Here is a 13,200-nt window from a genome sequence, read left to right on the forward strand (position 1 = left end):
ACAGCATACCATTCGGGGCATGGCCAAAATGAAGCTGCGGTGCGGACTGGCCCTATGTGTTATGCTAGCAATGGCGATAGGGCGAATTCGGGAAAATCAGGCAGAGAAGATGCGGAGCCTGGTAGCTTAAAAAGGAGAAGAAAAGCATCTCTAATATGGGCAAAAAGTTACAGGCCGGATGATTAAGAAGTCATTTTAGGGCTAGTGGGATTAGTGCGCCCTTTTTTAGGATTTAAAAAAAGAGAGATACCATTATCCTTGCTAAAGAACTGAATGATAATGTTTAAAAAAAATTATTTATAATATTTTTAGCAATTTTCATTCTGAAAAAGGGTACATCGCAAAAAGCATGTAAATAGTGTAAAGATATTTAGGATTAGGTACAGTCGATGTTACATCTAAAACACTGGCTACCTTATCAATCGGGCTTTGTTTTTTTAAATAAAACCAGCCAAAGCCTACCACCGCTAGCAAAGACACAGCTAAAATGATATTAATTAAAGTGCTTAATTTAACTTTTTTCATGGTTACCCCTGAAACAGGGCCCACCTCCTGTTACTGCTGTTTAGCTAATTCCTGTTTCAATTGTAAGGCCTCCTGATAATCAGGGACGAATTTCAGTGCTTTTTCCACATCAGCCCTGGCCTTGGCAATTTCACCCATATCCTTGTATACGCGGGCCCGGGAAACCAGAACATCCGCCGCTCCGCTTTCCAGGCGCAAAGCAATCTCAAATGCCTTTAATGACTTCTCATATTCTTTTTTATCTGCGTACAGTAAAGCCAGATTATACTGGGCCAGAAAGTGCCACTTGTTTTTCTTAACTACCTTTTCTAGATAGCTAATAGCTTCGTCTTTTTTCCCTATTTCCTTATAAGCCAGCCCCAGATTAAAGAGTACAGCCAGATCATCTGGCTTTGCCAGCTTTTGGGCCTCTTGATATTCCCGCAAAGCCTTATCCTTTTCTCCTCGTCTCAAATACTGATACCCTAAAGCCAGATGGCCTCTGGGATCCTTGGGATCCTTTTTCACCACTTCCATAGCAGCCTTGAGCTGGATATCATCAACAGTAACCTGCTCGTACTGGTTCCAGAAGAATTTATAACCCACAAATAAGCCTGCACTAACGATAAGGACCAGGGATAACGCAAGGATCAAGAGCGCTTTCCCCAGAGATAGTTCTTTTTCCATGTCCATCGCTCCTATTTCTTTTTCGGTAAAATACGGTGAATAATGATATCCTGATTGCGTTTCTCACCATGACACTTCAAACATAACTGTGTTCGCGGCTCAAGAGTGAAATATTGATTGGGGGTACCATGGGGTCCATGACAACTGGTACAACGCATGCTGATACCGCGTATAGGATCCGTATATTTGGGCCCGACCGGATGGTTAATAGCGGCACGGGCTATTTTACCATGACAGGTTTTACACATATCCAACTGGTCTGCAAAAAGCAAGGGCCTGTATTGCGAACCATGCGGCTGATGGCAATTGATACAAAGCCCCTTACCAGCACGACCAACAGCTTTCTTGGCATGGGCCAGACTTTCAAAACCTTCGCGCAGCCAGCCATGGCAGTTATAACACAGCTCATTTCCCGGAGCTATGGTCATCCTTTTACCAGGCCCGGAGTGAGGATTGTGGCAGCTAAAACACTCAATCCTACCCGTATCAACCGGGTGATGAGAGGGCATACTAAAGTAGGATCGATACTTGCCATGACAGAGATAACACAACTGACTTCCTGGTTCTAAAACCAAACTCTTATTGTAAGACCCATGCGGTGTATGACAACCGGTACATTGTCCTTTGGCAAAGGGAGGATGCTGATAACCAACCTTTGTTTGTTCTGCCTTATCTACATGACAGCTGAAACACAGCTTTTCTTTCGGATATCTCAACATCTTCTCGCCACTGGTAGCATGAGGACCATGACAGCCTATGCAGTTTCCCTCAGCATAAGGCTTATGTTTAACTGGCATACTTCTTTCAGCCAGGCGGTCATAATGGCAGGAAAAACAGAGTTTATCTCCTGGTAACTTGGTTAGACCTTTGCCTGTCGAGGCATGAGGGGTATGGCAGTCGGTACAATACCCTTTCGCAAAAGGCGGGTGTTTACTGGGCAAACCCGCATACCTCATCGCAACAGTATGGCAGGATTGACATAATTGTTGCTCTGGTATTCTCAGTTGCCTGGGGTAGTCAGATGCATGAGGATCATGGCAATCTATACAGCGCCCTTTAGCAAAGGGAGGGTGCTTAACCGGCATTGCCATTTCGTTTTTCCGATCGAAATGACAGGTAGCGCACAGCTTATCAATCTCAACTACAAATTCTTTTTTACCACTACCTACGGTATGAGGGACATGACAGTCTGTGCACTGCCAGCGCACAAAAGGGGCATGTTGATATTTCTTGCGAAAATCAGCACTTTTATCGGAATGGCAGGTGCCACATACTTTGCGGTCACCTTCACCACTTTTTCCTGGTTCTTTTGCTCCATCAGTATTTAGCAAACCATCTATCTGAACCAATCCAGCCAGCTTTTCTATTCCATTCTGGAGAAGCTGTCGGCCGGTATCGGTAATTAACATGGTAAAAACTAGAGCCACCGCTGTAATAATCGACACTATGTAACTCAGCCAGCGCCCCATGGAAATCGGCCCCTTTCCCCAACCAACCATCGGATTGTGATATTTATTACATTTTTCCTCATTTGTGGGCTGATCTCTGTTGCCAGCGGTGCCCTTCGCTTGTGTTTAATTTATCATTTCGACAAATATTGCAAAAATCCTTCCTTAGTCAGCCCTGCTTAAAAAATTTTATTAGATAAAGGGACAGCGTATTGCTGTCCCTTTTTAGGTTTTGCCACCATTGGTGTGACACCGGAAGCAGTTGGATGTATCGTGACACTCAAAACAGCGACCGGTACCAGTACCTTTTTCCTTCACATATTTAGGATGAATTTGACGCCAGTTAGACGGGTGTGAACTGGGCCCTTGCGGTTTACCGCTTTGTACCCCCCCGTTTTGATTGCTCCCACCTGTGAAAGTAGTTTGCCCTGGTAAAACCGTTGGTCCATGACATTTAGCACAATAAGTAGTGGTCGCTGTAGAATTGACTGCTGGTTTATTTTGATCATGACAGATGAAACAACCATCTTTATCCTTGCGAGCCGAATGTTTGTGGACTATCTTCCAGTCAGCAGTATGGCTTTGCGGCCATTTCCTGTGACAGGTATAACAGAAAACATTGCCCCGGACATAATCCCTGGTTGAGACTTTTGTTCCCTCCTGAGTTTGCAATGAGAATGAATGGCACTTATTACAGTAATCAATGTCCTTCATAGCCAGTCGGCCATGCTGATACCACCAGTCCTCCTGTTCATGGTTGGTAGGTATAGCAATAGTCTTATGACAGGCCTCACAACGAGTGGTAACATTCCGTTTGGTATGACATTCCAGACAGGTATTCATTTTGGGTTTGGCCAGCTTACCATCAGTCTGTTCTCTTGCTACTGTCTCATTCCAGGCCAGAAACTGAATCCTGGTAGTCACTTTCCGTTTGGCAATTTCCCCATGAGCTACACCGCTGTGGCAATCAACACAGTAAACCCCTTTGGCATCATGGCGATCATGGGGGATTATCAAGTCCCCGGAAACAGTGAACTGACGATTACCAGGCGAATGGCATTTCTTACAGGTATTATTGGGAATGGGATTTTCCATTTTAATCGGCCGTGGATAGGTACCGGTAAAGTGGAGGTAGACCTCTTTAACTGCACTGATTTTATGGATGAGCAGACTGGCCAACCCCGGCTCAATATGGCATTCGGTGCAACGAAATTGACGATGAGATGTTACTTGCCAGGTATAATACTCAGGTCTCATCTCATGACAGGATTGACAAAAATCCGGCTCCATCGTAATCTGGATAGCCCCTACTGTCGCAACCCCGATAAAAATCAGTAGTCCGCAGACCAGTATGAAAGCCTTTAACCGGTTTTCTGTCGTACTGAGGTCCAGCTTTAACCTCCACTTACCCATTATCCCCTATCCTCCTAATATTAGTGGCAACGGTCACAGGTAATGCGAGCCGGTGCCTGTGGTCCTTCTTTGCTGGTTTGACTGTGGCAGGCAAAACAGTTGTTAATGCCTTTAGCTGCCACTTGAGTTTTGTGCATTTTCCTCCACGTAGCCTCTTTATGGCTGGCAGGGGCCTGGCTGTGACAATTCACACAGTATTCATTGCCCCAGGCATAGGCAACGGCCTTATTGGTGTGTACCACCTGTTTTACAGTCATCCCATAGTTATGGCAGGACTTACAAACATTAATATCTTTTTCAGCATCTTTACCATGCTGCGGCAACCATGCTGCTACCGGTGTATGATTATCCGGAGTCTTGATGGTAGCATGACAGGTTTCACACTTGATGGATTGCTTGTTCTTCACATGGCATGCAATACAGTCGTCCATGTCTGCTTTAGTGAATTCGCGAATAGTCTGCTGTTTTCCGTCGTCTAATGTCCATGCCGCCAGATCGCCTTTTTTCACAGCCGTTGGTGACCCTTCAGTAATCATACCCCTTTCGGAAATCTTGCCGTGAGCCACCCCTGCGTGACAATCCACACAGTAGACCTCTGTAATTTTGCTCTCAATATGTCTGGTATGAGGGATCTTTATATCCCCGGAAACAGTGAATTTACGAGTAGTGATAGAGTGACATTTCTCACAAACGAAATTCTCAATTTTGTGTGACATTTTAATCGGAGTAGGATAAGTATTGGTAGCGTATAAATATAATTCCTTCATCGCCCCGATCTTGTGCTTGATCAGGTTAAAAACACCGGGCTCTATGTGACACTCCGTACAGCGGATATTGCTGTGGGAGGTCGCCTGCCAGGTTCGATACTCAGGCTTCATGATGTGACAGGTCTGGCAAAACTCAGGGTACATAGTCAGCTGAATTGCCGTAACTGTGGCCACACCAATGAAGATAAGCAGACCGCTGACCAGAATGAACAGTTTCAGCTTATCTTCTGTCTTGCTGAGATCGAACTGCAGCCATTTTGGCCTCAGACCCATGAAAACTCCCTCCTTGTTATGACATTCACATTCTTGCAGCAATGGACGTCGAATATATTCGCCGTCCTTCTCTACAATTCCTCTTTTTTGTCAGGAAAATTTTTAGTAATTCCGCCGATTTATGAAATGAGCCAGCTTCTCCAGCAAATCACGGGTTGGATTGACCGGGAGTATGGCCAATTCGCGCAAACCTTTCTCCACAAAGCGTCGACTGATTTCCCTGGTTTTCTCAATAGCACCAGCTGCTGAGATCAGCTGGATTGCTTCCTTGATTTCCTTTTCCCCTTTTTCGCGCGCAGCCAGGATTTCAGCCAGCCGGGAATTTTCTCCGTAATATCTAAGGGCAAAAATCATCGGCAAAGTCATAATCCCCTGACGAATATCTCCACCTATGGGTTTTCCCAGTTTTTTCTGGTCAGCAGTTAGATCAAGAATATCATCGGTAATTTGAAAGGCCATACCAATATAGTGGCCAAAACGACCCAGGGCCCGCACAACCGCTCGTTCCGCCCCTGCTGCCAGGGCCCCACAGCGGCAAGATGCTGCAATCAACAGGGCAGTCTTCCTTTCAATCCGGTAGAAATAGTCCTTTATAGTTTGCCTGATATCAAAAGCAGTAAGGATTTGCTGGATTTCGCCTTCGCACATCTTAACACTGGTGGTAGCCAAAATGCCACTTATTTCCCTGTTACCGATACTATGAATCAACTGCAAGGAACGGGCAAAAATATGGTCGCCGGCATGCATGGACATCCTGTTGCCCCATTTGGCCCGCACAGTAGGTAGACCGCGTCTTGTGCTCGAGGCATCAATCACATCATCATGGACCAGAGAGGCCATATGTATAAGCTCTAAAGCCACTGCCAGCGGTATCATTTTCTTGAGATCATAATTGCTAAACTTGCCCGAAATCAGGGCAAAAGCAGGACGCAAACGTTTCCCTCCCGCTGCCAGCAAGTGGGAAGAAGCCTCCTCCAGGACAGGAATTGGCCCTTTTACTGCTTCCTGCAGCTCCTTCTCTACCAGTTGCAAATCACTACTGATTTCACCAAAAATATTCCAGGTATTCATTAAATAGTTGCATCCTTTCTTCTCGTCAACTGCTTGGACACATAGATATATATATTCAATCTCCATCAAAAAATTCCTGCTTAGAAAAAAGACTGTCAGCCTTAGCCGACAGTCTTATTGCTGTCTCCTTCCGATTTGGGCTCATCTTTTACCGCTTCGGTTATTTCCTTTTGCACTTCCCGGGAGGCCCGCTTAAACTCATTGATACTTTTCCCCAGAGCCCTACCTACATCCGGTAATTTACCCGGGCCAAAAATAATCAGTGCCAGCACCAGAATGACAATTAACTCCGGCATACCCAGACCGCCAATAAAACCAAACATGAGACTTATTCCTCCTTCTGGTTGACAAAGTTGAGGGCTATTGATTCAGCATCCAGCAACCAGGGATGAACATCCTGCTTGCCAGTGCGCAAATCCAGAACCTTTAAAGAATATCCGCACTTCCTACAGCTATCCAGTTGCCAGCCCGGCAGTTCCTCGGCCTTGCGGTAATACAAGGTCTCATGGTCGCGATTACCACAGGCCGGACAGGCAAGAGCAGGATAATCCCAGCGGGTAGTACAGCTGCCACAAACCAGCTGTCTGGCCCCACCTGGTCCGCTCAGTACTGCCAGCAAAGGGATACTGCCACAGAGAGGACAGTGGGCGATATTATTTTTAGTTTCCAATTCCTTTTTTAGCATTTCTTTTTGTTGTTTAAGGATTGGATAGAAAATCAAGGTTCGCACCCAGGCAGCCTCCGTTTGCCCGGGTTGATAGGCCCAGAGGCCATTTATATCCATGGTTAGGAATTCCTGAAATAACCGCTGCCAGTCCTCCTTTTTCTCCGGCTTCAGTTCCTGTAAAAATGCCTGCCATCCCAGTAAATACTGGCGCCAGTCATCAGCATCTGCTTGCCAGCGGCAATCGGCCAGCAAAAAAGGCTGTCCCTCCATACTTTCTGCCAGTTCTACCTGTAGACTGACCGGGGGCTGATTTTCTGCAAAAGCCAGAATTCGTTTAACTACCTGCACTAATTCCTGCATTAGACATCCCTAACCTTTCTTTATAATTATCGCATAAACAGAAGGAAAAAACAAGGGAGGGTAATACCCTCCCCGGCAGGGTTAGCCCCGCATTTTCCCCTTGATCTCCTGATACCACAGGGGGTAATGGCTTTTGGCAAATTCCGCATCCACATAACCGCTCAACATACCGTTGATAGCCTCGTTGGTCTTGGGATGAAAAAGAGCCAAATAGGCATGACCGATCATAGCTGTAAAGGTCAGGACAAAAGCCAGATCGTGAACGATCAGGGCCAGTTGCTGGGTTCCCTGGCTGAAGCCCTGGGGGAACCAGAGGATCAACCCGCTGATTGCCAGCAAAGTGCAACCTACCAGCTGCAGCAAGGAGTTAACCTTTTCACCGGCATTGAAGCGGCCCTGGGGCGGTACTTCGACATGAGCTCCAAAAAACTCTTTGACAAAGGCACCAAAGAAGGCGAAATCATTGGCACCCCAGCGAAAAACATGGCTCATCCATTCTTTGAAACCTGCCGGATTGGCAAACAGCGAGAGAATCGGCAGGACAATAAACCCTACTGCTGCAATCCGGTGCAGAAGCCGGGCCCCTTGCATGCCTCCGAATAGAGGTGCCAGGAAGTCCAGGACATCCATGTAAATCAACATGCCAGTAAAGGCAAGGAGCAGGAATGTCACTGTATGGGACCAGTGGGCAAACCGGGCCACCGCCCCGAAGCGTAAAACCTTTTCCCCGCTTTTAGGCGCCATGGCTTTTCCCTCCTTTATCTACAGAATGGCTATTCTCCCGAATCCGGGTGAGGAAGGCGCTGACCGCCACAGCTCCCAGGGCAGCCAGAGGCAGAGCTTTACCGATGGGCTGGATCACATCCTTCCAGGTGGTGAGAATGGCCGGAACCGATGGCTGTTTGGGCAAATCATAAAATTCCGGTGCTTTAGGCAGGAGATAGAAAACATTGGTCCCGCCCAGGAATTGCTCATCTAATCCATACAAGTTGGCTTCGGGATATAATTGCTTTACTTCTTCCAGCCGGGCTTTTGCCTTGCTGACCAGCTGGCTTCTTTCCCCGAACTGGACAGCTCCGGGCGAACAGGTTTTACTGCAAGCCGGGGTCAATCCTTCCGCTACCCGGTCAAAGCAAAGAGTGCACTTGCCCATTTTCTGCACTCCCTCATCCACTTTGGGAATACCGAAGGGACAATATTTAGCACAATAGCCGCAGCCAATGCATTTGTCGTAATCCCTGACCACCGCTCCGGTTTCGGTGTGGCTGAGGGCATTTTCCGGGCAGGCCTTGATACAGGCCGCTTCTGTACAGTGCATACATTGCCTTTTGAAGAAAAACCATTGCACCTGGCCATTTTCTTCAACTTCCTTGAATTTAATCAAATTATAGGTATGAGGCGTGGTATCCGGCATGGATTGCAAACCTGAGTAATAGACCGTCTTCTCCCCCGGCAACTGATTCCAGCTTTTGCAGGCTGTTTGACAGCCCCGACAGCCGACACAAAGGGTCAGGTCGACAAACATGCTAAGTTTCTCTGCCATTCTACTCCGCCCTCCTTATATTGACCAAGAAGGCCTTGTATTCGGGAATCATGGTATTGCCATCCCCTACATGCGGGGTCAGCTTGTTGGCAATATCACCGGTAATCAGCCCCTGATAGCCAAAGTGCCAGGGCATCCCTACCTGATGGATTGTCTTGCCCATCACCGTCAGGGGGCGGAAACGTTTTGTGACCATAGCCCTTGCCTTGACCTGGCCGCGGCTGTTTTCCACGATTACCATATCCCCATCCTTGATCTTCAGTTCAGAGGCCAGAGCTTCCCCGATTTCCACCACCATCTCCGGTACCAGTTCCGCCTGCCATTCCAGGTTTCTGGTCATCTGACCGGCCTGCCAGTGCTCTGAGAAGCGATAGGTGGTAGCCACATAGGGATATTTGGCCGGATCGGATTGTTTATCCGGCTCCCAGACCTTGACAACCGGGTTCAGTTGTACCTTGGAGAATGGATTCTGAACCGGGCTCTCCCAGGGCTCATAGTGTTCCGGGAAAGGTCCTTCATTCATCTTATCCTTGGCGAAGAGCCAGGCCTTGCCGTCATCCTGCATGATAAAGGGATTGAGGAAGGCCGGATCATCGGGGCCAATTACCGCCTTGAAGTCAGGCACGTCATGGCCGACCCATTTCTTCTGCACAGCATCCCACCAGATGACAGCCTTGTCCGGATGCCAGGGCTTCCCGGTGGTGTCTGCTGAAGCCCGGTTGTACAGGATACGGCGGTTCAGCGGCCAGGCATAAGACCATCTGGGATAAATACCCAGACCACTGGGATCATCCTGTTCCCGGAGCTGAGCCAGGTTTTTTCCTTCTTCGGGGTAAATTCCTGAATAAATCCAGTTACCACAGAGGGTGGAGCCATCATCCATTAAGGAGAGGAAGTTTTTGACCTGCTTGCCTGTAGCAGTTTCCTGACCATTTATTTCGCGAGCAACCTTATCTACATCGCACTCATCACCATCACCAAAGTTCCAGTAGAGATACTTAATCGGTTCATCAGCAGGGTTGGTACTATCCTTGTATGTTTCCTTCAGCCGACGCGCCAATTGATGTATAATATCCAGATCAGCTCGCGACTCACCCAGAGGTTCGACCGCCTGCCAGCGCCACTGAGACCAGCGGCCGGAAGATGCAATGCTGCCCTCCTTTTCAAAGGAAGCAGCTGCCGGTAAAACAAAGACCTCAGTCTTGATCTCGGCCGGGTTAGCCCCTGCTTCTTTTGTCCAGAAGGTCATAGTTTCAGTCAGCCAGAGGTCGGCTGCGACCAGCCAATCCAGTTTCTCCAGAGCCTTTCTCTCTTTATTGGAATTTGGGCCACCTACAACTGGGTTCTGGCCCCAGCAGATAAGCCCTTTAAGTTTTCCTTTATACATGGCCTCAAAAAGTCCAATATGTGTATAGTTGGTCTTAGGATCACGCTTGGGCAAATACTGATAGGCAAACTCATTATCCGGGCGGGCAGCATCACCCCACATTGCTTTTAGGTAACTTACAAAAAACTTAGGCAGGTTCGTCAAAAATCCACCTTTAGGAGTTTCTTTTTCAATATATGCTGAAAGGGTAGCATGTTCAGGATCCGCTGTCGGCGTAGGTATATAGCCTGTGATTATGTTGTTTAATAAACCGAAATCAGTAGAGCCCTGCACGTTGGACTCACCCCGCAGAGCATTTACACCGCCACCAGGAATACCTATATTACCCAGTAAGAGCTGCAGAATAGCATAGGCCCGCACATTTTGTGAACCAACAGTATGCTGGGTACCACCCATTGCATATAGAATCGTGCCTGCTTTATCAGGTACACCGGTAGCCGCATAGGTTTTACAAATCTCTTCATAGAGCTCTTTCGGTGTACCGGTTACCTGGCATACGGTATCAATATCATAACGGGAATAATGCTTTTTCAGCAACTGGAAGACACAGCGCGGATCCTGTAAAGAGGGGTCACGCAAAGGCTTGCCTTCCGCATCAAGTTTATAGCCCCAGAGTTTTTTGTCATATTTTCTGTTTTTTTCATCATAGCCGCTGAACATACCATCATTGAAATCATAGGTGTCGGCTACAATGAAAGAAGCGTTGGTGTAATTGACTACATAGTCTTTAAAGTACAGGTTATTTTGCAGGATATAATTGATCATACCCCCGATAAAGGCAATGTCAGTACCAGAACGCATCGGTGCATAAATATCGGCTTTGGAAGAGGTACGGGTAAAACGCGGGTCAACGGAAATGATTTTGGCTCCGCGCTTCTCCTTGGCTTCCATCAGCCACTTGCTGGAGATAGGATGATTTTCAAAGGCATTGGAACCAATAATCAATGCACAATCGGTATTTTTTAAATCAATCCAGTGGTTGGTCATTGCTCCACGACCAAATGAAGGCGCCAGACCGGCGACCGTAGAGCTGTGTCAAATACGGGCCTGGTGTTCGAGATAGACTACGCCCAGCCCCCGCATCAATTTTTGAACCAGATAGCATTCTTCATTATCTAAAGCTGCACCACCTAAAGAGGCGATAGCTTCAGTCCGCATGACTTTGATGCCATCTTTTTCAACTTCAAAGGTCTTATCCCGGGTTTCTTTAATCCGCTTTGTAATTTCTGTCAACATCCAATCCCAATCTTTTTCTTCAAACTTATCGCTGCCCGGAGCCCGGTAGAGGGGTTTAGTCAAGCGCCGGGGATTGGGCTTACCTACTGCTAGATTACGGATCTGGAAAATGGATGCTCCCTTACTACAGGCACCGCCCCGGTTAACCGGATGGTCCGGGTCCCCGTCAATCAACAATAACTCCCCATTAGCAGTGTCCACGTGAGCGATCATCCCACAGCCAGCACTGCAAAACGGGCACAGGGTAGGTACTCGTTTGGCATCCTTGATTCGGAACTGTTTGGCCTGGGCCCTGGCAGGTGCAGTATCAATGCCAAGTACACCCGCTGCCGCCAGAGCACCACTAAGACCAGAGATTTTGAGAAAATCCCGTCTTGTTACGGCCATGCCTTCATCCCCTTTCTCATCTTAATTTTTTGAATTTTTGCTTTTCTATTATCCATCAGCTTCCGCGATAGGTCAATTTTTTGTAAGTAAAGTAAATTATGAAACTAATGTAATTTACAAAAATAGATCCTGTGGCCAGAAAAACCACAGGCTTATCCTTTTTCGAAAATCTGATATAACTTTACCGGTCTACCAATAGCTCCGTATTTTACTTCCACCTGAATTCTACCGTTTTTTTCCAGGTAATCCAGATAGCGTTTAACTGTTACCCTGGTCAGATTCACCCCTTCAGCTATTTCTTCCGCCGACAGGGCCTCTGTTTGCTGGGTCAAATAGGCCAGTATCTGCTTTAAGGTAGATTCGTTCAGACCCTTGGGTAAACTTTCTTCAACGCTGGCAAGACTGGCAGGGGTATCAACTTCGGCTGCCCCCTTTGAAGCCAGCTGAGGCTGCCCCTGCTGCTGACTGATCTGCTGGGTCAACTTCTGCAATTCCTCTACCATCTGGTTAAAAGCCTGAGCCAGTTGCCCGATCTCATTGGAGCTATCCACTTCCACCTTGACTGCCTGATGCCCGGAAGCTACTTCCATAGTTCCCGCTGTAATTTGCTGCAAGGGGCCGATAATAACCCGCTGGGTAAAAAACCAGCCCGCCAGTGCTACCAGCAAGGTTATACCAGCGCTGATGGAAATCACAGTAAAAATTGATTCTTTTAACAGCTGATCTGACAGTCGCTTGGAAATACCTACATAAAACATGCCAATGATGTTACCCTGACTATCCCGCAGGGGTTTATAAGCGGTCTGATAGTACTCGCCAACCACATTGGCTTCACCCAGGTACACCTGTCCATTCTTCAACACTGTGCGGGCCACCGCATCCGAAACTTTCGTTTTTAAAGCCCGCTGGCCATCCGGCCCCCGTACAGTAGTGGCCACTCTGGTATCACCCAGGAAAATGGTCACAGTATCCCCCGTTAGACTGGCAATATAATCTACCAGTTCCAGGTCGTTATTGATTTTATGCTCGCCTTTATATAACTCGCCATTTTTCACCTGCCAGGAACCCGGGTACATTAAATCGATAATAGCTTCCCCTGTGGCCAGGTCGCTTTTAGCTTTAGTTTCCGTGGCCAGAATGGCCCTTTCCTTCATATGAATGCTGATCACAACAGTTAATAAGAGCGACAGCAGGAGGATAGGTCCCAGAACTAATAGTAATAATTGTTGTTTCAGGGACTTCATCTTTTATCACTCCCTACAAACATCTACTTACAGTTATACAGGAAAAGCCCGTATTTTTCAATCAATAAATTTGACAATAAGCATTTTATTTAATATAATCTAATACGGTAAGGGAATGAATGAGGTCTGGTGGCCTCCCCGGCCTTCAAAGCCGCGTGTTTCGGGGTAGCCCCTCGAAAGGTGGGTTCGATTCCCACGCATTCCCGCCAGAAC

12 protein-coding genes and 1 tRNA gene are annotated in these 13,200 nt (G+C 47.3%); 1 reads left to right on the plus strand and 12 read right to left on the minus strand.

Annotated elements, in window-relative coordinates; genetic code table 11:
• Positions 1-318: 318 nt before the first annotated feature.
• The 12 genes from B5D20_RS03695 to B5D20_RS03750 all read right to left on the minus strand — a co-directional run bounded on the left by B5D20_RS03695 (position 319) and on the right by B5D20_RS03750 (position 12,987).
• Entirely contained in the window at positions 319-525 is a 207-nt protein-coding gene (locus B5D20_RS03695) for a hypothetical protein (RefSeq protein ID WP_078664877.1), read from the minus strand.
• Positions 526-555: 30 nt separating this feature from the next.
• A complete protein-coding gene (locus tag B5D20_RS03700; RefSeq protein ID WP_159071895.1) occupies positions 556-1,191 on the minus strand; it encodes a tetratricopeptide repeat protein in 636 nt (211 codons plus the stop codon).
• 11 nt (positions 1,192-1,202) lie between these two features.
• Positions 1,203-2,660, minus strand: coding sequence for a cytochrome c3 family protein (locus tag B5D20_RS03705; protein WP_159071896.1), 1,458 nt, complete (start codon positions 2,658-2,660; stop codon positions 1,203-1,205).
• Positions 2,661-2,864: 204 nt separating this feature from the next.
• A complete protein-coding gene (locus tag B5D20_RS03710) occupies positions 2,865-4,052 on the minus strand; it encodes a cytochrome c3 family protein (protein WP_078664880.1) in 1,188 nt (395 codons plus the stop codon).
• Between the two features lie 20 nt (positions 4,053-4,072).
• Positions 4,073-5,092, minus strand: coding sequence for a cytochrome c3 family protein (locus B5D20_RS03715; protein WP_078664881.1), 1,020 nt, complete (start codon positions 5,090-5,092; stop codon positions 4,073-4,075).
• Between the two features lie 102 nt (positions 5,093-5,194).
• Positions 5,195-6,163, minus strand: a complete 969-nt coding sequence (locus B5D20_RS03720; protein ID WP_078664882.1) for a polyprenyl synthetase family protein — start codon at positions 6,161-6,163, stop codon at positions 5,195-5,197.
• A gap of 101 nt (positions 6,164-6,264) precedes the next feature.
• Positions 6,265-6,486, minus strand: a complete 222-nt coding sequence (gene tatA / locus B5D20_RS03725; RefSeq protein ID WP_078664883.1) for a twin-arginine translocase TatA/TatE family subunit — start codon at positions 6,484-6,486, stop codon at positions 6,265-6,267.
• Between the two features lie 5 nt (positions 6,487-6,491).
• Positions 6,492-7,190, minus strand: coding sequence for a formate dehydrogenase accessory protein FdhE (locus B5D20_RS03730; RefSeq protein ID WP_078664884.1), 699 nt, complete (start codon positions 7,188-7,190; stop codon positions 6,492-6,494).
• Positions 7,191-7,271: 81 nt separating this feature from the next.
• Complete coding sequence (locus B5D20_RS03735) at positions 7,272-7,934, minus strand: formate dehydrogenase subunit gamma (RefSeq protein ID WP_078664885.1); 663 nt, start codon at positions 7,932-7,934, stop codon at positions 7,272-7,274.
• Positions 7,924-8,733, minus strand: coding sequence for a 4Fe-4S dicluster domain-containing protein (locus B5D20_RS03740; protein WP_078664886.1), 810 nt, complete (start codon positions 8,731-8,733; stop codon positions 7,924-7,926). Before B5D20_RS03740 ends, B5D20_RS03735 begins: the two co-directional genes overlap by 11 nt.
• A gap of 1 nt (position 8,734) precedes the next feature.
• Positions 8,735-11,743 carry a formate dehydrogenase-N subunit alpha gene (gene fdnG / locus B5D20_RS03745; RefSeq protein WP_078664887.1) on the minus strand — a complete coding sequence of 1,003 codons (3,009 nt, stop codon included), beginning with the start codon at positions 11,741-11,743 and terminating at the stop codon, positions 8,735-8,737.
• 152 nt (positions 11,744-11,895) lie between these two features.
• Complete coding sequence (locus B5D20_RS03750) at positions 11,896-12,987, minus strand: cache domain-containing protein (protein WP_078664888.1); 1,092 nt, start codon at positions 12,985-12,987, stop codon at positions 11,896-11,898.
• 111 nt (positions 12,988-13,098) lie between these two features.
• On the opposite strand from B5D20_RS03750, the gene B5D20_RS13805 reads away from it, so the two are divergent.
• Positions 13,099-13,196 (plus strand) — tRNA-Sec (locus B5D20_RS13805).
• Positions 13,197-13,200 lie beyond the last annotated feature (4 nt).

Origin of the sequence: Carboxydocella sporoproducens DSM 16521 (assembly GCF_900167165.1) — a bacterium.
Classification (GTDB): Bacteria; Bacillota.

Coding starts and splice junctions, on each gene's coding strand:
- B5D20_RS03740 (WP_078664886.1), bottom strand. CDS start 8,733: ATGGCAGAGAAACTTAGCATGTTTGTCGACCTGACCCTTTGTGTCGGC.
- B5D20_RS03750 (WP_078664888.1), bottom strand. CDS start 12,987: ATGAAGTCCCTGAAACAACAATTATTACTATTAGTTCTGGGACCTATC.
- B5D20_RS03730 (WP_078664884.1), bottom strand. CDS start 7,190: ATGCAGGAATTAGTGCAGGTAGTTAAACGAATTCTGGCTTTTGCAGAA.
- tatA (WP_078664883.1), bottom strand. CDS start 6,486: ATGTTTGGTTTTATTGGCGGTCTGGGTATGCCGGAGTTAATTGTCATT.
- B5D20_RS03715 (WP_078664881.1), bottom strand. CDS start 5,092: ATGGGTCTGAGGCCAAAATGGCTGCAGTTCGATCTCAGCAAGACAGAA.
- B5D20_RS03720 (WP_078664882.1), bottom strand. CDS start 6,163: ATGAATACCTGGAATATTTTTGGTGAAATCAGTAGTGATTTGCAACTG.
- B5D20_RS03710 (WP_078664880.1), bottom strand. CDS start 4,052: ATGGGTAAGTGGAGGTTAAAGCTGGACCTCAGTACGACAGAAAACCGG.
- B5D20_RS03695 (WP_078664877.1), bottom strand. CDS start 525: ATGAAAAAAGTTAAATTAAGCACTTTAATTAATATCATTTTAGCTGTG.
- B5D20_RS03700 (WP_159071895.1), bottom strand. CDS start 1,191: ATGGAAAAAGAACTATCTCTGGGGAAAGCGCTCTTGATCCTTGCGTTA.
- B5D20_RS03735 (WP_078664885.1), bottom strand. CDS start 7,934: ATGGCGCCTAAAAGCGGGGAAAAGGTTTTACGCTTCGGGGCGGTGGCC.
- B5D20_RS03705 (WP_159071896.1), bottom strand. CDS start 2,660: ATGGGGCGCTGGCTGAGTTACATAGTGTCGATTATTACAGCGGTGGCT.